Origin of the sequence: Butyricicoccus sp. AF18-9LB, from assembly GCF_027684505.1 — a bacterium.
Lineage (GTDB): Bacteria > Bacillota > Clostridia > Oscillospirales > Butyricicoccaceae > Agathobaculum > Agathobaculum butyriciproducens.
The window spans coordinates 1-20117 of the sequence record NZ_JAQCWA010000034.1 but is presented as its reverse complement, the minus strand read 5'-3'; the positions used below and the strand labels follow the sequence as shown (position 1 = coordinate 20117).

Sequence of the window (20117 nt, the reverse complement as noted above, 5' to 3'; positions counted from 1 at the left end):
GCTTTGAGGTATCAGGCAAGGGCAGCGTCCTCCTTTCCCGGCATCAGCACATAAATCCTGTTTGGTTCTCCAACTCCCTGACGCACCCGCATGATAAGTCCGGCGATTTCCAGTTCATTCAAAGAACGCTTGACCGTCATGGGGCTGCGGGACAAGACTGCGGCAATGGCTGTAACAGGGAAGCAGACAAACAGGATTCCGTTCTCGTCCTCCTGCCCTTTGGATAGCATAGCGTCCAGCATCCGGCAATACATGACCTTTGCGGTGCTGCTGACTGGAAATCCTGTCAACGCTCTGGGGAATGGCATACAGGGCGGCAATGGTGTGTCTATCGTCATAAATTCAAAATTCATTCTGTGTGTTCCTCCTTTTTCTTTGCTCGTTTGGATAAATAACGGGGGCAGTCAATCACAACCGCCCGGAAGCTCTGCTTGCACCCATGCTGGCATTTCCGGCATAATTCGTTGTAAGTGACACGCCCCCGGTCATTGAGGTAAAAGGAAAGCTCATGCTTCCTCTTTTTGCTCATTCTCGACATATTGTATTTCCTCCCGTTTTAGTGTATGGTTTCGGGGCGATTTTCGGCAAAATTACGGTCATAGAGCCGATTAAAATCTCCCGAAGTATCAGCGATAGGGTAGACTATCCCCCTATCAGATTGTCGTGTTTCGGTATCATTTCGGTGTCAGTTCGCCAGTTCTCCCCGGTGTCGTTCCTCCCCTGAATCTCACAGCGGCGTATCGCTCCCTTTGGTACGCTCGTTTCGGTCAGGGTTCCTCCACATCCCTGCCAAAAGTCATGGCGCTACATCGCCGGGGAAGCATATCCCACACAGGCTGGTCATTCGATTGGAATAATCCATCGATGAACTACCTGTATCATAGAACATTTTTGTGCCCTGTGCCGTATGTCCACAAAGTAGGAATTAGGGGTAAAAATCAGAAATTTCCACGATTGCGGAAAGTGTGATATAATCCAGATAAGCGGCAGCAATGAAACCATTGGAAAGGAGCGTGCGCCCATGAAAGGAGCAACAAGCATACAGGAACGCCTTTGGGAACTCCGCAAGGACAAAGGCTTAAATCTGGAAGAACTATCAAAGCTGACAGGCATTTCCAAATCAGCTCTTGGAAGTTATGAAAAAGAGGATTTTAAGGAAATCAATCATGGCAACCTTATCACGCTGGCAGACTTCTATGGGGTCTCTGTTGATTATCTACTGTGCCGGATAGAGAACAGGGAGCAGATCAACACACCATTGACGGAGTTGCATTTGAATGATGAGATGGTGGCACTGCTGAAAAGCGGTCGGATTAACAACCGTCTGCTCTGTGAGCTTGCTACACATAAAGATTTTATCAAGTTTCTTGCAGACATTGAGATTTATGTGGACGGGATTGCTACCATGCAGATTCAAAACCTCAATGCACTTGTCGATACCGTCCGGCATGAAATCATTGAACGGTATCGCCCAGGCGAAGATGACCCGCATTTGAAAGTGCTGCAAGCCGCCCATATCAGTGATGATGAGTATTTCAGTCACATGGTTCTGGATGACCTCAACCTGATTATCCGGGATATTCGGGAAGCCCACAAAAAGGACAGCGAGAGTGCGCCCCAGACCACCGTTGCTGATGAACTGAAAGAAAATCTGGAAGCAGTCAAAAATTTCAAGGGCAGTCGGGATGAAAAGCTGGTTGTCCTTTACTGTAAACAGCTCGGTATCAACTATAAAAATCTGTCAGACGAAGAATTTCGCTGGCTGATTCGGATTCTCAAAAAATCAAAGAAAATGGGAACGCCTATCAGCCAGAGGAAAAAACGGTAAAAAAAACCGCTGTTGCATGGTTGGGGTGCCTTCCATGTAGCAGCGGTTCTTGCTGTGGTTATTATTTCATTCGTTTTCTTAATATCCGGCGATAATTTGTTTCTCCCTTTGGTGCGTCCTGTATAATTTCCAACACACCATCTTCAAGCATTTTATCAATGCGATTAGAAATCCATACATCACTAATTCCAAGTTGATATTTTCCTAAAACATTACCTATAACAATAGCCATTTTGAATTGCTCTGGCTGTTCCGCAATTTCACGAAGAATGAAACTATCATATATATCTTCTGAAACACTTTGCAATTTACCATTTAGCATTGCACGCAAAGGTGCATTTTCATTTTGAAGTTGATTCCATTTCATAGCACAAGCTGAAAGAAATACAGGCTTAGCTTTTTCTTGTAGAGTTATATATTTTCCCCATTCGCCAGGAGAAACCTCACCCCATGCTATTTTGGATGTCATAGTATTTTCTTTTCCATATTCCCAGGCAGGTAACTTAACCAAATAAATTGTTGTCTGACAGTTTAATGGTCGAAGTTGTTTCATAAGCCAGTACATACCGCAAAGTTCATCCGGATTATAGCTATACCAAATACGAACTTCTTCCCCAGCTACATATCGTTCAATAACCGAAGACAATGTAGTTTTAATTTTCTGTATTTTTTCTTCAACCTGATAGTCTAAATCCTCTACAAACCAGACAGACAGCATTTTCTTGAGAACATTTTTCCGCTGTTCGCCAATTCCATTATCAGAAATATCTCCCACACTAAGAGCCATATCAAAACAATAAACATCACTGCTCTTGCCTCCCAATGGAATAGCATTCTCCCAAGCAATATGTTCTTGTTCCTGTGCTTGAATTTGTGCTTCTTTCATTTCATCTGAAGATGGAACACTCCCATCTTCGTGCCTCATAAAGACCGAAACTGCACTTCCTCTATACTTTCCCTTACCGTAAGTTTGGGCAATTTTCAAACTTCCACAGGCACTTTCACCAAATACAATTTCAATCATCTTATATGCCTCCGATTTAATTACTCCCGTATGAATAAATTATATCATGCAAAACAATTTCTTCTGCCCGGTTGTGAATGTTATTACAACGCTGCACCCATTCCATTTGTTGAGTTCGCTTCAATTCCTCTGTCACGCCCTCGGTGGCTTTCATCTGCTCCATGATAGTGTCTAACCGTTCCTGTGCCTGTTCGTTCAGGTCTGCAAGATATGTCCACAATTCTCCGGTCAGTATCAATGTATTCAATCTGGCTGGGTGGACTTCCCTTAAATATTCCCGGTGCATCCGTCCGTACTTTCCGATAGGGCGGTGTTCCTCCGGCAGTTTCAAGTCCGGGATGTAGTAATCTCCGACAAGGATATAATCAATTCCGTTTTCCGTTATTCTTGGTTTCAATTCTCTCATGTTCCTTACCTCCTGTGGAAGCAGGCTCGTCTGGTACTAACTCAATCACATCGGTAATCTCACAATTCAGCGTTTCGCAGATACGGGCTAATGTATCCATGCTGATGTGCTTTCCCTCTTTGCTCATGTTGGCAATCATATTTGTTGTCATACCAGCAGCAAGCCTTAAATCCTCTTTCCTCATATCACGCTCTAACAGTGTGTGCCAGAGTGGTTTATAGCTGATGTGCATATTGTTTTCCTGCCTTTCTATCCATACCACCGGGGCGGCTGCCCCGGCAGGAGCTTTTCTCTTATTATAGCACCAATCTTGTGAAATCACAATTTATTCTTGTATCCTGCCGCTGATACCGTCTGGATTGGTTTTCCTTTCTTTTTTGTTCCCTTTAATTAGCCATGAACTGCTTAATGCCCTGGGATTTTGCAGATGTGTGATAAAGAAGTAATAGAAGTGTAAAAAATTTTGCCGTTCCTATCCGGCACTTGCGCATTGTGTCGGATAGGTCGGGCGGTTATTCGGGCAAGTCCACCTTGCCAACAAAAGAATAATAAATCTCAATGTCCTGTCTGCGGGTCTTGTTTTCGTCATAGCTGCACTCATGCACAACGATTTTCTCTACAAACTCCCGCAGCAGAGTAGGGGTAAGTTCTTCAAAGCTGGTATGCCGCCGGACAACATTCATAAACTTTTCAGCGTTCACGGTGGCTTCCTGCGCTTTGGAAAGCTCCGCTTGGAGAGCGGCAACTCTTTCTTTCAGTTCTTTCTGCTCGGCTTCATAGTCTGCCGACAGTTCTGTGAAACGCTCGTCCGATATGCGCCCGGTCACGCTGTCCTCATACAGCCGCTTGAAGATAGCGGATAACTCGGCTATGCGTTTCTCGGCGGCTTCCAGCTCCTTTTTCTTGGCGGCGTTCCTGCGCTTGCCCCCGTCCTCGTTCTGCTCAATCAAGAGCTTCATAAACCGGGCTTCATGCTTTGCCGCATAGCTGGTCACTTTCCGCAGATTGGAGAGTACCCCGGCAGTCAAAAGGTCTGTACGGATAAAGTGCGCCGTACAGTCATGGGTACGCTTCTTGTAGCTGCCGCAGATATAACAGTCCTGCTTGCGCTTGTCCGTCTGGTATCGCTGCTGATACATCACGCTGCCGCAGTCGGCACAGAACAGTATGCCAGAGAACAAGCCCACTTCATCATAGCGGTTTGGGCGTTTACGCTGTTTGCGTAATTCCTGCACCCGTTCCCATGTCTGGGTGTCTATGATAGGCTCATGGTGGTTCTCAAAGACCGCCTGCTTATCCTCGTCATTGTAAATGATTTTGCTGCACTTGTAGGATTGCGTGGTAGTCTTGAAGTTTACCAGACAGCCCGTGTATTCCCGGTTTTCAAGGATATGCACAACGGTATTGGTCGCCCACTTGCACTCATAGCCGGGGTGGTAACGGTGGGTGTGTCCCGTCCTGCGGTATTCCAGCGTCCCCGGCGTGGGGATTTGCTGCTCCGTGAGCATACGGGCTATCTTGGTCGGACCGTTCCCGGCAAGGCAGAGATTGTATATCTGCCTGACTACGGGTGCGGCTTCCTCGTCAATGATGAAATTTTCGTCCTCGTCCATGAGGTAGCCATACACGGGCTTGCTCGTGATCGGCTTGCCGCTCATGCCTTTTGAGCGTTTTACCGCCCGTATTTTCTTACTCGTATCTCTCACCAGCCATTCGTTAAAAATATTCCGCAGAGGGGCAAAATCATTGTCGCCCTGTGCACTGTCCACTCCGTCGTTGATAGCGATGAAGCGGACGCCTTTCTGTGGGAAAATCATTTCCGTGTACATTCCCACTTGCAGGTAGTTTCGCCCTAACCTCGACATATCCTTTACGATAACTGTCCCGACTTTCCCGGCTTCAATGTCCGCAAGCATGGCTTGAAAACCGGGTCTTTGAAATAATGAGGTGTGATAGCGATAGCGGCAAAAAGCTAATAAAATCAATGGTTTTGCGGACAGCGGATAGACAGGGAATGTGTTAAAAACTGAATACGCACACAAACGGCGTTACCTTAACCCCTTTGGGGGAGAAAGTAACGCCGTTTTTTTATGCCCGCAGGAAAGGAGGTGCAGCCGGAATGTATTTCACAAAGGGCAAGCAGCGGGCGTTTGAATTGCTCATGCAGCAGAAGCCGGGATTTGACCGCTATCAATCCGGTTGTGCCGGAGATGATGAAGATTGCGGCACTTGCCGTTTCTACCGCCCCGGGTGGAAATATGAGTTTTGCGTTTTCAAAGAGTGTCCCTATTGCCCCGGCAAAAGGACGCGGAAAACGCACGCCAGCATGGACAAATAGACGGGCAAAAGCCCTTGTGCCATGCGGCTTTGCAGACGCGAAAACGGCAAAGGGCATATTGCAATACCAAAACAGCCGAAAACGGCTTTCTAATTGTCCACGCATACCAAGAGAGGAAGTGAGGAAATATGGCAGTTTTCAGAGTGGAGCGAAATACGGGATATACCGTTATGAGCAACCACCACTTGCGAAACAAGGAATTGTCCTTAAAGGCAAAGGGCTTGTTGTCGCAAATGCTTTCGCTGCCCGAAGATTGGGATTATACCCTTGCGGGCTTATCCCATATCAACCGGGAGAAGATCGACGCAATCCGCGAAGCGGTCAAAGAACTTGAAAAAGCCGGATATATCGTCCGCAGCCGGGAACGCGACGAGAAAGGACGTTTGCGCGGTGCGGATTATGTCATATACGAGCAGCCGCAGCCCAAAGAGCCGGAAGCAGCTACCAGCAGCGAACAGCCGCCTACATCGGATTTACCTACATTGGAAAATCCAACATTGGATAATCCAACGTTGGAAAAACCTACGTTGGAAAAACCTACGTTGGAAAATCCAACGCAATTAAATAAAGATATATCAAGTAAAGAACAATCAATTACTGATTTATCAAGTACCCATTCCATTCCTTTCCATTCCCTAAATCCCTTGCCTTATGAGCAGGACGAAGCGGCTACGCCGCCGGAAAGGAAAAGAACGGAAGCGAAAACAAACAGCGCAATAGAGATTTATCGGGAAATCATCAAAGACAACATCGACTATGACATTCTCATTCAAGACCCCAAAATGGATAAAGACCGTTTGGACGAGATTGTAGAAATCATGCTGGAAACCGTCTGCACAGCCCGAAAGACAATCCGTATCGCCGGGGACGACTACCCCGCCGAACTTGTCAAATCAAAGTTTATGAAGCTGAATAGCAGCCACGTTGAGTTTGTTTTGGACTGCATGAGGGAGAACACAACCAAAATCCGCAACATCAAGCAGTATCTAAAAGCGGTGCTGTTCAACGCACCGAGTACCATTGACAGCTACTATACCGCCCTTGTCAATCACGACTTTTACGGCAGCAAATGAGCATAGCCGCAGTTTACCGGGAAAGGAGTTGATACCTTGCAGGAGGAAGTAACCCAAAAAACGATTGCCCTATCCGTCAATGTGGGAAAAGGCGCGGCAAGGCTTACCGAACAGGCGTTGCAGAAAGCAATCAAGAAGTTTTTGGAGCAGAAAAGCAAAGCCCCGCATGGGAAACAGACCATGCGGCAGCTTATGAAGCAAAATGCGGGTGTTTCCAACATCGAGATCACCGACAGCAATATCAAAGCCTTTGAGAGTACCGCGAAGAAGTACAACATAGATTTTTCGCTGAAAAAGGTTAAGGGCGAACAGACCCGTTACCTTGTGTTTTTCAAAGGCAGGGACGCGGACGTTATGACCGCAGCGTTTCAAGAGTTTTCCGCAAAGAAGCTGAACAGGGATAAAAAGCCCTCTATCCGCAAAGCCCTTGCCGCAGCAAAGGACAAGGCGAAGCAGCTTAACGCCGCCCGCGACAAGGTAAAGAAAATAGACAGGGGGCGCGAGATATGAAGCAGATGAACTACAAAAAGTTGATAATCCCGAATATCCCCTATGTGTTCTTTGTCTATCTCTTTGATAAGGTGGGACAGGCGGTGCGGCTTGCCCCCGGCGCGGATATTTCCGAAAAGATACTCAATATCACACAGGGATTTTCCGAAGCGTTTTCAAATGCCTTGCCGAGCGTTCACCCGTTGGATTTGCTTATCGGCATTGTCGGCGCGGTGGTTATCCGTCTGATTGTCTATGTCAAAGGGAAAAACGCAAAGAAATACCGCAAGGGCGCAGAATACGGCAGCGCACGTTGGGGCAACGCCGAAGATATAAAGCCCTACATCGACCCGGATTTTCAGAACAACATCATTTTGACGCAGACCGAACGCCTTACCATGAACAGCCGCCCGAAGCAGCCGAAATATGCGAGAAATAAAAACGTCGTGGTGATCGGCGGCAGCGGCAGCGGCAAGACAAGGTTTTTCGTAAAGCCTAATTTAATGCAGCTTCATTCTTCCTACGTCTTGACCGACCCAAAAGGCACCGTCTTAATCGAGTGCGGAAAGCTCTTGCAGCGCGGCGGCTACAAGATAAAAGTGCTGAATACGATAAACTTCAAGAAATCCATGCGATATAACCCCTTTGTGTATATCCGCAGCGAAAAGGACGTGTTAAAGGTTGTCAATACCCTTATTGTCAATACCAAAGGCGAGGGAGAAAAAAGCGCGGAAGATTTTTGGGTGAAAGCCGAGAGATTATTATATTGCGCGTTGATCGGCTACATTTGGTATGAAGCCCCCGCCGAGGAAATGAACTTTACAACGCTGCTTGAACTTATCAATGCAAGCGAAGCACGCGAGGACGACGAGGAATACCAAAGCCCCGTTGATCTGCTCTTTGCCGATTTAGAAGAACGCAGCCCCGACCATTTCGCGGTGAAGCAATATAAAAAATACAAATTGGCGGCGGGTGTTGTATGCTCTAAAAGACTTCTTAATCAAGCGGTTGGGAAGTCTCTTAGAACACACAACCTAAAACCGAAGAAAGGAGCGCAAGTTATGAGAAAAAACGAGAAAATCACTGCTCTGTACGAACGACTGAGCCGTGATGACTTTGGCAAAGATGATGACCAACAGCGTGAGAGCAATTCCATTTCCAATCAAAAAGCTATGTTGGAGGAGTTCGCCGCACGGCAGGGCTTTACAAACATTGTCCATTTCACAGACGATGGCATTAGCGGCACCTGCTTTGACCGCCCCGGATTTTTGGCAATGATGAAAGAGGTTGAAGCCGGGAATGTGGAGTACCTGTGTATCAAGGACATGAGTCGCATGGGTCGTGACTATCTGAAAGTCGGTCAGATTATGGAAATCCTGCGTCAGCGTGACGTTCGCCTTATCGCCATCAATGACGGCGTGGACAGTGCCAGAGGGGACGATGATTTTACCCCTTTCCGCAACATTATGAACGAGTATTACGCCAGAGACACCAGCCGTAAAATCCGTTCCACTTTCCAGTCAAAAGGCAAGTCCGGCAAGCACCTCACAGGCACGGTCATTTACGGCTATCTCTGGAACGAAGCCAGAGACCAATGGTTGGTTGACCCCGAAGCCGCTGATGTGGTCAAGCGCATCTTTGCCATGACGATTGACGGCTACGGTCCGTATCAGATCGCCAGCAAACTGAAATCGGAAAAGGTGCTTATTCCGTCTGCTTACCTTGCCCAACACGGCGAGGGCGTGAACAAAAACAAGACTTTCAAAGATGTGTACGGCTGGGGTTCTTCCACCATCTGCAACATTCTTGAAAAGCGTGAATATCTGGGACACACCATCAATTTCAAGACCCGAAAGCACTTCAAGGACAAGAAAAGCCATTATGTCCCGGAGGACGAATGGACAATTTTCGAGAATACCCATGAGCCTATCATTGACCAGCAGACCTTTGACCTTGTGCAGAAAATCCGTGGGAATGTCAGACGCTACCCGGACGGCTGGGGCGAAGCAGCTCCCCTCACAGGCTTGCTTTATTGTGCCGATTGCGGCGGCAAGATGTATGTCCACCGTACCAACAACGGCAAGCGTATTTCTCAATATACCTGTTCCCAATACAGCAAAGTCCCAGTTGGAAAGCTCTGCACGACACAGCACCGTATCAATGAAGATGTGGTACTGTCCCTTGTCTCTGAAATGCTCAAAGCCATTGCCGAGTATGCGAAGCATGACCGAGCCGAGTTTGTCCGTGTGGTGCAGGAAGCGCAGTCCAGCCAGCAGACAGCAGAGGTTAAGAAACAGCGGATACGCCTTGCCACCGCAAAGCAGAGAGTGTCCGAGCTGGAAGTCCTGCTCTGTAAAATCTATGAGGACAACATTTTAGGAAAGCTGTCCGACAGCAGATACGCCACTCTGGACGCTCAATACGAAAAGGAACAGTCCGAGCTTACCGCCGAAATCTCTACTCTGGAAAAGGCTGTCAAGAGCTATGAGAAGCACGAAAAGGACGCTGATCGTTTTATCGCTCTGATTGACAAGTACGAGAACTTCGACAAGCTGACCATTGCCATGCTCAACGAGTTTATCGAGAAAATCCTTGTGCATGAGCGTGACCGCAAAGGCAGTATACAGACCACACAGGAGGTCGAGATTTACTTCAATTTTGTTGGGCGATTCGTTCCCCCGGCGTTTGGAGAAGTGGAGCTGACCCCGGAAGAATTAGAGGAAATCCGCAAGCGTGAGGAACGCAAGGACAGGCTTCATCAGAACTACTTGAAGCGGAAAGCCAGCGGAGCGCAGAAGCGATACGAGGACAAAATCAAGGGGAGAAAAAAGGCAGAAATCGAAGCCAAGAAAGCCGCCATTCGTGCGGAGGACATTGCAAAGGGAGTGTTCGTTCCCGTCAGCAGTTTACCGCAGAGAGAGCCGATGAAAGGAGTACAAACAGCATGAATATCACTTACACACAGAACGGTGATTATCTTATCCCGAACATCATTATCCGCAAGACAAAGCCCCTCGGACACTACGGCAGACTCCGCAAGGCGTATCTGGAAATGCACCGCCCGATACTGTTCAATGAGCTGGTGCTATCCGATAGGCTCTTTGAGCATTGCGCCGAGATTGACGAAGCGGCACAAAACCGAATGGAGCTGATCGTGCCGCAACTGGCAAAGCAGTACGGCGTGACCGAAAGGCTGAAAGCCGAAAACCAAATGGAATGGGTGCGGCAGATGAACGCTTGCAAGGCACAGGCAGAGGAGATTGTGAAAGCGGAATTGATTTACGATTGAGCGAGGAAGTCCGGGCAGAAAACTGTTCGGACTTTTCTCATATAGTCCAAAGTTGCGGTAGAAATGTTCACAAGTTTTATGGTATAATTTGAATACGAAAAGTGAGCAACAAATCGGAAGCTGAGGAGATAGACTATTGAGAACATATGAGAATAAAGACGAACTTAAAAACGAGATAAATAAAAGCTTTGCAAAATATATTTCAGAATTTAATGATATTCCGGAGCATTTAAAAGATAAGAGAATTGATGAGATCGATCGAACTCCGGCAGAAAATCTTGCTTATCAGGTTGGCTGGACAACTCTTGTTATTAAATGGGAATCAGACGAAAGAAAGGGTATTCCTGTCAAAACTCCTTCGGATAATTTTAAGTGGAATCAGCTTGGCGAATTATATCAATGGTTCACAGATACATATGCTCAGCTGTCACTGCAAGAATTGAAAGACAGATTGAATGAGAATATCAACTCTATTTATGCAATGATTGATTCTCTGAGTGATGAAGAATTATTTAAACCACATATGAGAAAATGGGCTGACGAAGCAACTAAAACAGCTGTCTGGGAAGTATACAAATTCATACATGTTAATACAGTTGCTCCGTTCGGAACCTTTAGAACCAAGATTAGAAAATGGAAAAAGATTGCACTATAACTTCCAGTTTGGCGAACTGATAAAATCCCTTTAGGAACTAAAGGGCGCACTTCTATACTCTCCTATCGAGAGTAGTGCGTCCTGCGGAGCTTCATTCCCGGTCAGCAGAAGAAAACTGCATGACCGAGAATGTTGCGTCACTTCGTTCCGTCAAGGTGGCTACACCCCCTTGCGCCGCTAATGCGGCTATCCCCTGTGGACTTGCCGTCCGCAAACAGCATAAAATGCTGTTCGCCGCCAGCAAGTTTGAAAAACTGAATACCGAAAAACTGACCGTTGACTGGTCGCACTATGCGAAAAGTTGACGGTCTTTTTTTATCCCCAAAATCAAAAAAGGAGGTCAATCCCAATGACAAAACCGAAAACCCTCGACCAGCTCCGAGCCGAAAAGGAACGAGCTGAGACGCAGCTTGCACAGGAACAGCACAAGCTGGAGCGTCTGGAGAACAGAAAGAAGTATCTGGAGAAAGGCGAACGCACCAAGCGCACCCACCGCCTTTGCAATCTGGGCGGCACGATTGAGAGCCTTGCCCCGGAGGTCAAAGATCTCACACGCACCGAAATGACAGAGCTGATGGAACACATCTTTTCCCTGTCCGAAGTCCAGCGAGCCGTCCGTCACATGGCGATTACCCATATCAGTCAAGCGAACAGAGAAAAGGAGTTGAAAGCCGATGGCACTATTTCATCTGAGCGTCACGCAGACTAAGCGAAGCGCAGGACAGTCCGCTATTGCTTCTGCCGCCTACCGTGCCGGGGAGCGATTGTATAGCGAGTATTACGGCGAATACAGCGACTACACCCGCAAGGGCGGCGTGATCTGCTCCGACATTCTCCTGCCGTCCCATGCACCGCCAGAATACGCAGACCGCCAGACCCTATGGAACGCCGTGGAAAAAGCCGAGCGTGGAAAGAACGCCCAGCTTGCATACAGCTTTGACATTGCCTTGCAGAATGAATTTTCCCTTGAGGAAAACATCGCTCTTGCAAGGCAATTTTTGTTGGAGAACTTTGTGAGCCGTGGCATGGTGGTTGACTTCGCCGTACACCAGCCAGACCGGGAGGACGGCGGCATACCAAACCCGCATTTTCATGTGCTTTGCCCTATCCGCCCCATCGATCAGAACGGCAAATGGGGACTAAAGCAACGCCGGGTGTATGAGCTGGACGAGGACGGCAACCGTATCCGAGACCAGAACGGCGAGTTTGTTTTCAACGCCGTTCCCACTACCGACTGGGGCAGTCCCGAAACGCTGGAATACTGGCGGCAGACATGGGCGGAGCTATGCAACGCCAAGTTTGCGGAAAAGGAGCTTGACGTTCGTATCGACCACCGAAGCTATGAGCGTCAGGGCGTGGAGCTTCTTCCCACCGTCCACGAGGGCGCAACCGTCCGGGCAATGGAGAAGAAAGGCATACGCACCGAAAAGGGCGAGTTCAACCGCTGGATCAAGGCAACCAATGCCGTTATCCGGGACATCAAGAAGAAAATCGCTCTCCTGTTCGATTGGATTGCCGAAGCAAAAGCAGAGCTTGCCAAGCCGCAGGCCCCCGACCTTGTTTCTCTGCTGAACGCCTATTACACCCAGCGCAGAGCCGGGGCGTATTCGCAGAAAGGCAAGGTCAGCAATCTAAAGGAGATGAACGAGACTTTCAATTATCTCCGGGCAAACGGCATTTACTCCCTTGAAGATTTGGAAAGCCGTGTCAGCGAACACAGTGCTGCCACAGAGAGCTTGAAGAAAACGCTGGACGAACAGACCGCCCGAATGAAAGCAATTAAGCAGCTCTATGACAGCTCCGCTGCTTTCCAGAGCTTGAAGCCTGTCTATGACGGCTTGCAGAAAATCAAGTTTGAGAAGCCCAGAGCCAAGTACAAGGCAGAGCATGAAGCGGAACTGAAACAGTTCTACGCCGCCAGACGCAAGCTGACCGGAGAGTTCCCGGACGGCAAGGTGGATATGAAAAAGCTGACCGAAGAGTATGACGAGCTGGAACTGGCGCACAACACCACCTACGGCGAGTTTAAGACCGTCAGAGACGATTTACACCGTCTTTGGAAGGTCAAGTCGTGTGTAGATACTGCCGCCCGATTTAACGAGCGTACAGAGGAACAAATGCTCCAAAATCGACCCCAAACACGACACAAAAAGGAGGATATGACACGATGAAAAAATACGACTGGAAGAACGAGTACAACCCCATCCGCAGAACGGCAAAACGCCTTTTGAGCGGAGAAGCTTTGACCGATGGCAGACCGCTTTCCGACCTGATCGAGCTGGACGAACACACCCGGAAATGCCTTGCCTTTGAAGCCACCCTCACCGACCGCCAGAATGATATGTTGCAGGAGCTGGGCTATCTGCCTGTTATCATGAGACAGTACGGCGAGGAATGTGCGAACTGCCCCTACACGCTGGACGAGCGTGAGCATGGCATTTGCAGACGATGCGCTGTTTTCAAGAAGTAAGGAGGACGCCCATGCAGTACACCCAAGCGCAGATTGACCGGGCAAACGCCGTCAGTCTGGAAGATTTTCTCCGCACACAGGGAGAGACGCTTATCAAAAGCGGACGGGAATACCGCTGGAAAGAACATGACAGCCTGACCGTCCGGGGAAACAAGTGGTTTCGCCACAGCCAGAGCAAGGGCGGCTATCCCATTGATTTCGTCATGGAGTTTTACGGCAAGTCCTTTCCCGAAGCTGTCCAGATGTTGACAGGCGAAAACGGCGAGGGACAGACCGAAGCCACCACAGCACCGCCCACAGCGTTCCACTTGCCCTTGCACAACAGAACAGCCGACAGAGCAATTCAATATCTTTGCGAAAGCCGAGGTCTCAACAAAACGCTTGTTGAGACTTTTCTTCTTTCCGGGGATATTTACGAGGACGCAAAGCGGCACAATGTTGTGTTTGTCGGCAGAGACCGAAGCGGTACGCCGAGATACGCCCATGTGCGAGGAACGGCAGACCCATTCAGACAGGACATTGCCGGGGCTGACAAGTCCTATCCGTTCCGCTATGAGGGAAACGGCAATCAGCTCTTTGTCTTTGAAGCACCGATTGACCTGTTATCATTCATCTGCCTTTATCCGCAGGACTGGCAGAAAAGAAATTATCTTGCCCTGGGCGGCGTTTCGGGCAAGGCTCTTGACCGTTTTCTTTCTGAACGCAAGGACACCCAAAAAGTGTTCCTCTGCCTTGACAGCGACACCGCAGGAAGCGAAGCCTGTACCCGACTGGCACAGTCCATTCCCAGCGAGATCGCCGTCATTCGCCTTGTCCCGGCAAGGAAAGACTGGAACGATGTTCTCCGTCGGCAAAAGGACATTCCGAGCCACAAATTCATAGCCGAAACAATCACGCTGCGAGAGCTGCCCACCGCCCAGCCTGTTCCCATGCTCCGCATGGCAGATGTGGAGCTGACGAGCGTGGAATGGCTATGGTTTCCCTATATCCCCTTTGGAAAGCTGACCATCATACAGGGCAACCCCGGCGAGGGCAAGACCTACTTTGCCATGCGTCTTGCGGCGGCTTGCACCAACCGAAAGCCCTTACCCGGTATGGAGACACTTGAGCCTTTCAATATCATCTATCAGACCGCCGAGGACGGTCTGGGCGATACCGTTAAGCCCCGGCTGATGGAAGCTGACGCAGACCTTGAACGAGTGCTTGTTATTGACGATAGAGACACGCCGCTGACCCTTGCTGATGAGCGCATCGCAAGAGCAATCCGAGAGAACAACGCAAGGCTGGTTATCATTGACCCGATGCAGGCGTTTCTGGGCGCAGATGTGGACATGAACCGGGCAAATGAAGTCCGTCCCATCTTCCGTAGTCTGGGAGACATTGCACAGGCTACCGGATGCGCTATCGTGCTGATCGGACACCTGAACAAAGCCGCAGGAACGCAAAGCACCTATCGGGGATTAGGGTCTATCGACATTACGGCGGCAGTCCGCAGTCTGCTTTTTATCGGCAAGCTGAAGGACAGCCCCACAACGAGGGTGCTTATCCATGAGAAAAGCTCCCTTGCGCCGCCCGGACAGTCCCTTGCCTTTTCTCTGGGAGACGAGAAAGGCTTTGAATGGATAGGAGCTTATGACATTACCGCTGACGAGCTTCTTGCCGGGACAGACACCGCCAAGACCGAGAGCAAGACCGCACAAGCGCAAATGCTCATTCTGGAACTGCTGGCAGATGGAAAGCGTATGCCAAGTGCAGAGCTGGAAAAGACGGTCAATGAGCGTGGGATTTCCTCACGCACCATGAGAACGGCAAAGAGCCGTATCGGGGACAGGCTTGTGACCGAGAAAGACGGCACAGTATGGGTCTGCTATCTCCGAGACTGACAACAGGAACACGGCAAGCGTGGCAAAGACGGCAAGGTTTTTATAGATACCTTAATGTTGCCGCCTTGCCTTGTTCCCTCATACCGACATCGCCCGATGATGAACAGTCACCGGGCATTTTTCATTTACAGGAGGATTTTGAATGAACAATACCGCAACCAACACCGCCCCTTGCCCGACTGTCAGAAAGCAGATCGGAAAGACAACCTATATCGTCCGTGTGCATTTCAGCCAGACCGCAAAAGAGACGATGGAGGACAAAATCAAGCGTCTGCTCCGTGAGGAAGTCCGCAAAATGTAACTTCTTTTTGAATTTGATGAAAAAGTCCTTGACTTTTCGTCTCTGGCAAAACGGCAAAGTCAATCCTTATTTCTTGCGGTGCGCGTCTTGCCCCTTTTGATATAGAGGAACTCCGGGAACTCATGTCCTATGATGAATTGGAACTTGATACATTGGGCGACAGGAAAACCGCGCTTTTCCTCATAATGAGCGATACCGACGACACCTTTAATTTTGTTATCGCTATTCTGCAATCGCAGCTTTTCAATTTGCTTTGTGATAAAGCGGACGACGAATACAACGGCAAATTGCCTATTCATGTCCGGTTTTTGCTTGATGAATTTGCCAACATCGGGCAGATACCCCGCTTTGATAAGTTAATTGCGACCATTCGCAGCAGGGAAATGTCCGCTTCTATCATTCTGCAATCGCAGAGCCAACTAAAAGCCATTTACAAGGACGCGGCAGAAATCATACTTGATAATGCCGACAGCACCTTGTTTTTGGGAGGACGTGGGAAAAATGCAAAGGATATTTCGGATAACTTGGGACGGGAAACAATCGACAGTTTCAATACTTCCGAAAATCGCGGCACGCAGGTTTCTCATGGACTTACTTATCAAAAATTAGGAAAGGAGCTGATGACACAGGACGAAATAGCAGTTATGGACGGTGGGAAATGTATTTTGCAGCTACGCGGTGTGCGTCCCTTTTTAAGCGACAAATACGACATCACGAAACACCCGAACTACAAATACCTTTCCGACTTCGACAAAAGAAACGCTTTTGACGTGGAACGGTATATGTCTACCCGTCCGGCAATCGTAAAGCCCGATGAAGCCTTTGACATATACGAAATAGATTTGTCCGACGAGGACGCAGCCGCCGAGGAATAACGGCGGCATTTTCATTTTCAACAACTTTTTTTGAGCCGCACAGCGGCAGAAAGCGAGGTTTATATGGAGTTTTTCAACAGCGCAGTTGGTGTATTGCAGACTTTGGTTATCGCGCTTGGCGCAGGTCTTGGCATTTGGGGTGCCATTAACCTCATGGAGGGTTACGGCAACGACAATCCGGGCGCAAAGAGCCAGGGCATGAAGCAGCTCATGGCGGGCGGCGGCGTCGCTTTGATCGGCGGCACCCTTGTTCCCCTGCTTTCTCAACTTTTTGGATAATGCCTAAAACAAATACCACCCGCCGCGCCCTCTCGGAAACGGGAGGGCGCGGGAAAGGAGGGATTAACTTTTGATATGGCAGATGATTGAAGATTGGTTTCGCGGCATTTTGACAGACGGGATTTTATCGAACCTTTCCGGCTTGTTTGACAGCGTAAATACAGAGGTTGGAGAAATCGCAACACAAGTCGGCACGACCCCCGCCGGGTGGAACGCGGGCATATTCAACATGATACGCAGCCTTTCGGAAAACGTCATTGTACCGATTGCGGGCGTTATCATTACCTTTGTCATGTGTTATGAACTAATCCAGCTTGTAATTGAAAAAAACAATCTGCACGATCTCGACACTTGGATTTTCTTCAAATGGATTTTTAAGACCTTTGTTGCGGTGCTGCTGGTAACAAACACTTGGAACATCGTCATGGGAGTTTTCGACGTTACGCAGAGCGTCGTCAATCAGAGCGCGGGGGTTATCATATCCGATACAAGCATAGACGTTACCACCGTCATTACCGACATTGAAGCAAAACTCGACGCTATGAGCGTGGGCGGTCTTTTGGGGTTATGGTTTCAATCCCTCTTTGTAGGGCTTACCATGAAAGCCCTGTCAATCTGCATTATGCTTGTGGTGTATGGGCGCATGATTGAAATATATCTTGTAACGAGCGTTGCCCCTATCCCTATGGCAACAATGGTAAATCACGAATGGGGCAGCATGGGACAGAATTACTTAAAATCTTTGCTTGCGCTTGGTTTTCAGGCGTTTCTGATCTTGGTGTGTGTCGGCATTTATGCGGTGTTGATACAAACAATCGCAGCGACCGACGACATTTCCGGCGCGATCTGGGCTTGCATGGGCTATACCGTCCTCTTGTGCTTTACGCTTTTCAAAACGGGAAGCCTTGCAAAGAGCGTCTTTTCGGCACATTAAGGGGGTGAGTTATGATTTGAAAATCGGTTTAATCGACGTTGACAGCCATAATTTCCCCAACCTCTGCTTGATGAAGCTATCCGCGTATCATAAAGCAAAGGGGCATACGGTGGAATGGTGGAACGCAAAGGGGCGGTACGACCTTGTATATAAAAGCCGCGTCTTTACGGACACCTATTCCAAAGACACGATAACCGTTACCAACGCGGAACAAGTTATTTTCGGCGGTACGGGCTACGACACGAAAAACCGCTTGCCGCCGGAAGTGGAACACAGTTACCCGGATTATTCTATCTACCCGCAGTTTTTCGGGATTGCCTACGGCTTTTTAAGCCGGGGTTGTCCGAGAAATTGCGGGTTTTGCATTGTCAGCAGTAAAGAGGGACGCAAAAGTGTTAAGGTTGCGGATTTGTCCGAGTTTTGGAAATGGCAGCCGGAAATAAAAATCATGGACGCTAATCTGCTTGCCTGTCCCGACCATGAAAATCTCATTGAGCAGCTTATACGAAGCCGCGCATGGGTGGATTTTTCGCAAGGGCTGGATATTCGCCTTGTGAACAGGGATAATGTCAGCCTGTTAAATCGGGTACGGATAAAAGCGGTACATTTTGCATGGGATAATCCCGACGAGGACTTAACCGGGTATTTCCAACGTTTTTTGGATTTGACCGCCATTAAGAGCAGCCGCCAGCGGCGCGTGTATGTTCTTACCAACTACGGCAGCACTCACGAACAGGATTTATACCGCGTGAACACCTTGCGGGCTATGGGCTTTGACCCGTATGTGATGATTTACGAGCGTCCAACCGCCCCGCCTGTTACCCGCCATTTGCAACGGTGGGTAAATAACAAACGGCTTTTCTATGCTGTCCCCCGTTTTGAAGATTACATTCCGGGCAGAAAGGAGGTTTGAAATGGCGTATGTAACCGTCCCAAAGGACTTAACAAAAATCAAAAGCAAGGTAATGTTCAACCTTACGAAACGACAGCTAATTTGTTTCAGCGCGGCGGTAGCAATCGGACTGCCGCTGTTCTTTTTGGTAAAAGACAGCGTTGGAACAACCACAGCGGCATTGTGCATGGTGCTTGCCATGCTGCCTATGTTTTTGCTTGCCATGTACGAGAAAAACGGGCAACCGCTGGAAGTGATTATTCGGCAATTTGTGGAAGTGAAGTTTCTTCGCCCCAAAGAGCGACCTTATCAGACCAACAATTTTTATGCCGCCCTTGCGCGGCAAGAGCAATTAGATAAGGAGGTACGGGCGATTGTCAAAGGAAAAGAAAAACACCCAAAACGAAAAGCGTAAACTTTCCCGACAGGAAAGAAAACAGATAGATACCCTTATCCGACAGGCAAAGGGCGACGGGAAGCCCCATACGGCGCAGGACAGCATACCGTTTGAGCGAATGTATAAGGACGGGATTTGCCGCCTTGCAAACGGGCGGTATTCCAAGTGCATTGAGTTTGAGGACATCAACTATCAGCTTGCGCAGCCGGACGACAAAACCGCCATTTTTGAAGCCCTTTGCGATATGTATAACTCGTTCGACGCTTCTATCAGCGTGCAGCTTTCCCTAATCAGCCGCCATGCGAACAAGGACGATTTCAAGAACAGTATCACGATTGCGCCGCAGAATGATGACTTCGACAGTATCAGAGCAGAATACACCGAAATGCTTAGGACGCAGCTTGAACGCGGAAACAACGGGCTTATCAAGACCAAGTTTCTCACCTTTACCGTTGAAGCAAAGGACATTAGATCGGCGCGGGCGCGTCTTGCCCGCATTGAAACGGACACCCTCAACCATTTTAAGGTGATCGGCGCGGCGGCGCGGGTATTGGACGGGAAACAGCGTCTTGAAGTGCTGCATGGGATTTTCCACCCGGACGGGGAACGCTTTAACTTTGCGTGGGAATGGCTACCCGCAAGCGGTCTTTCTGTCAAAGACTTTATCGCGCCGTCCTCTTTCCGATTTGGCGACGGGCGAATGTTTCAAATGGGCGGCAAGTTTGGCGTAGTTTCCTTTTTGCAGATCGTCGCGCCGGAACTCTCCGACCGTATGCTTGCCGACTTCATGGACGCGGAAAACGGGATTATCGTCAATCTGCACATTCAGAGTATCGACCACAACGAAGCAATCAAGACGATTAAGCGCAAGATTACCGACCTTGACCGTATGAAAATCGAGGAACAGAAAAAAGCAATCCGCAGCGGCTACGACATGGATATTAGTGCGACTCGTTCCTGAACAAAGCCTTCGTGGTTGAAGGA

The 20117-nt window shown here is 48.8% G+C and carries 21 protein-coding genes and 3 pseudogenes; 18 read left to right on the top strand and 6 right to left on the bottom strand.

Features of this window, described 5'->3' with window-relative positions:
• Window positions 1–11: 11 nt before the first annotated feature.
• Both PGY33_RS13195 and PGY33_RS13190 read right to left on the bottom strand, forming a co-directional pair.
• Window positions 12–353 (bottom strand): DeoR family transcriptional regulator, encoded by a 342-nt coding sequence (locus tag PGY33_RS13195; RefSeq protein WP_003500115.1) that lies wholly within the window; start codon window positions 351–353, stop codon window positions 12–14.
• Window positions 350–538: a hypothetical protein gene (locus tag PGY33_RS13190; RefSeq protein ID WP_223386441.1), complete on the bottom strand. Its 189-nt coding sequence runs from the start codon at window positions 536–538 to the stop codon at window positions 350–352. Before PGY33_RS13190 ends, PGY33_RS13195 begins: the two co-directional genes overlap by 4 nt.
• A 483-nt stretch (window positions 539–1021) precedes the next feature.
• On the opposite strand from PGY33_RS13190, the gene PGY33_RS13185 reads away from it, so the two are divergent.
• Window positions 1022–1828, top strand: a complete 807-nt coding sequence (locus PGY33_RS13185; RefSeq protein WP_118516999.1) for a helix-turn-helix domain-containing protein — start codon at window positions 1022–1024, stop codon at window positions 1826–1828.
• A 61-nt stretch (window positions 1829–1889) separates the two neighbouring features.
• On the opposite strand, the gene PGY33_RS13180 is transcribed toward PGY33_RS13185, so the two are convergent.
• The 4 genes and pseudogenes from PGY33_RS13180 to PGY33_RS13165 all read right to left on the bottom strand — a co-directional run.
• Window positions 1890–2852 carry a DUF3658 domain-containing protein gene (locus PGY33_RS13180; protein WP_014078537.1) on the bottom strand — a complete coding sequence of 321 codons (963 nt, stop codon included), beginning with the start codon at window positions 2850–2852 and terminating at the stop codon, window positions 1890–1892.
• A gap of 16 nt (window positions 2853–2868) precedes the next feature.
• The gene (locus PGY33_RS13175; protein WP_009296082.1) at window positions 2869–3258 is read right to left on the bottom strand and encodes a TnpV protein; all 390 of its coding nucleotides are present in this window, start codon (window positions 3256–3258) and stop codon (window positions 2869–2871) included.
• Window positions 3218–3580, bottom strand: coding sequence for a helix-turn-helix domain-containing protein (locus PGY33_RS13170; RefSeq protein WP_307852486.1), 363 nt, complete (start codon window positions 3578–3580; stop codon window positions 3218–3220). Before PGY33_RS13170 ends, PGY33_RS13175 begins: the two co-directional genes overlap by 41 nt.
• A gap of 190 nt (window positions 3581–3770) precedes the next feature.
• Window positions 3771–5213, bottom strand: a pseudogene (locus tag PGY33_RS13165) (recombinase family protein); the annotation flags it as partial.
• Between the two features lie 511 nt (window positions 5214–5724).
• Between PGY33_RS13165 and PGY33_RS13160 the strand changes: the two are divergent.
• From PGY33_RS13160 to PGY33_RS13080, 17 genes and pseudogenes are all read left to right on the top strand, one after another.
• The gene (locus PGY33_RS13160; RefSeq protein WP_055143522.1) at window positions 5725–6669 is read left to right on the top strand and encodes a DUF6017 domain-containing protein; all 945 of its coding nucleotides are present in this window, start codon (window positions 5725–5727) and stop codon (window positions 6667–6669) included.
• 36 nt (window positions 6670–6705) lie between these two features.
• Window positions 6706–7179 (top strand): PcfB family protein, encoded by a 474-nt coding sequence (locus PGY33_RS13155; protein WP_006775667.1) that lies wholly within the window; start codon window positions 6706–6708, stop codon window positions 7177–7179.
• Complete coding sequence (locus PGY33_RS13150; protein WP_270478990.1) at window positions 7176–10106, top strand: DUF4368 domain-containing protein; 2931 nt, start codon at window positions 7176–7178, stop codon at window positions 10104–10106. The genes PGY33_RS13155 and PGY33_RS13150 overlap by 4 nt, the downstream gene beginning before the upstream one ends.
• Entirely contained in the window at window positions 10103–10447 is a 345-nt protein-coding gene (locus PGY33_RS13145; protein ID WP_024729656.1) for a TnpV protein, read from the top strand. The genes PGY33_RS13150 and PGY33_RS13145 overlap by 4 nt, the downstream gene beginning before the upstream one ends.
• A 136-nt stretch (window positions 10448–10583) precedes the next feature.
• Window positions 10584–11102 (top strand): ClbS/DfsB family four-helix bundle protein, encoded by a 519-nt coding sequence (locus PGY33_RS13140; protein ID WP_024729655.1) that lies wholly within the window; start codon window positions 10584–10586, stop codon window positions 11100–11102.
• Window positions 11103–11221: 119 nt separating this feature from the next.
• Entirely contained in the window at window positions 11222–11407 is a 186-nt protein-coding gene (locus PGY33_RS13135; protein WP_009321372.1) for a hypothetical protein, read from the top strand.
• 44 nt (window positions 11408–11451) lie between these two features.
• A complete protein-coding gene (locus PGY33_RS13130; protein ID WP_003500140.1) occupies window positions 11452–11811 on the top strand; it encodes a DUF3847 domain-containing protein in 360 nt (119 codons plus the stop codon).
• Window positions 11777–13273, top strand: coding sequence for a MobQ family relaxase (gene mobQ / locus PGY33_RS13125; protein WP_246959564.1), 1497 nt, complete (start codon window positions 11777–11779; stop codon window positions 13271–13273). The genes PGY33_RS13130 and mobQ overlap by 35 nt, the downstream gene beginning before the upstream one ends.
• Window positions 13270–13572, top strand: coding sequence for a hypothetical protein (locus tag PGY33_RS13120; RefSeq protein ID WP_270478989.1), 303 nt, complete (start codon window positions 13270–13272; stop codon window positions 13570–13572). The genes mobQ and PGY33_RS13120 overlap by 4 nt, the downstream gene beginning before the upstream one ends.
• An 11-nt stretch (window positions 13573–13583) precedes the next feature.
• On the top strand, window positions 13584–15455 hold the full coding sequence (locus tag PGY33_RS13115; RefSeq protein ID WP_024729652.1) for an AAA family ATPase: 1872 nt from the start codon (window positions 13584–13586) through the stop codon (window positions 15453–15455).
• Between the two features lie 142 nt (window positions 15456–15597).
• Window positions 15598–15756 (top strand): transposon-encoded TnpW family protein, encoded by a 159-nt coding sequence (locus PGY33_RS13110; RefSeq protein WP_009243220.1) that lies wholly within the window; start codon window positions 15598–15600, stop codon window positions 15754–15756.
• Window positions 15757–15797: 41 nt separating this feature from the next.
• A pseudogene (locus PGY33_RS13105) lies at window positions 15798–16631 on the top strand (VirD4-like conjugal transfer protein, CD1115 family); the annotation flags it as partial.
• 63 nt (window positions 16632–16694) lie between these two features.
• Entirely contained in the window at window positions 16695–16910 is a 216-nt protein-coding gene (locus PGY33_RS13100) for a Maff2 family mobile element protein (RefSeq protein WP_003431213.1), read from the top strand.
• 70 nt (window positions 16911–16980) lie between these two features.
• A complete protein-coding gene (locus tag PGY33_RS13095) occupies window positions 16981–17844 on the top strand; it encodes a VirB6/TrbL-like conjugal transfer protein, CD1112 family (RefSeq protein WP_007860210.1) in 864 nt (287 codons plus the stop codon).
• Window positions 17845–17860: 16 nt separating this feature from the next.
• Window positions 17861–18757 (top strand): hypothetical protein, encoded by an 897-nt coding sequence (locus PGY33_RS13090; RefSeq protein ID WP_007860209.1) that lies wholly within the window; start codon window positions 17861–17863, stop codon window positions 18755–18757.
• 1 nt (window position 18758) lies between these two features.
• Window positions 18759–19151, top strand: a complete 393-nt coding sequence (locus PGY33_RS13085; RefSeq protein ID WP_007860207.1) for a PrgI family protein — start codon at window positions 18759–18761, stop codon at window positions 19149–19151.
• Window positions 19111–20076: pseudogene (locus PGY33_RS13080) on the top strand (VirB4-like conjugal transfer ATPase, CD1110 family); the annotation flags it as partial. The gene PGY33_RS13085 and the pseudogene PGY33_RS13080, both read left to right, overlap by 41 nt.
• Between the last annotated feature and the right edge of the window lie 41 nt (window positions 20077–20117).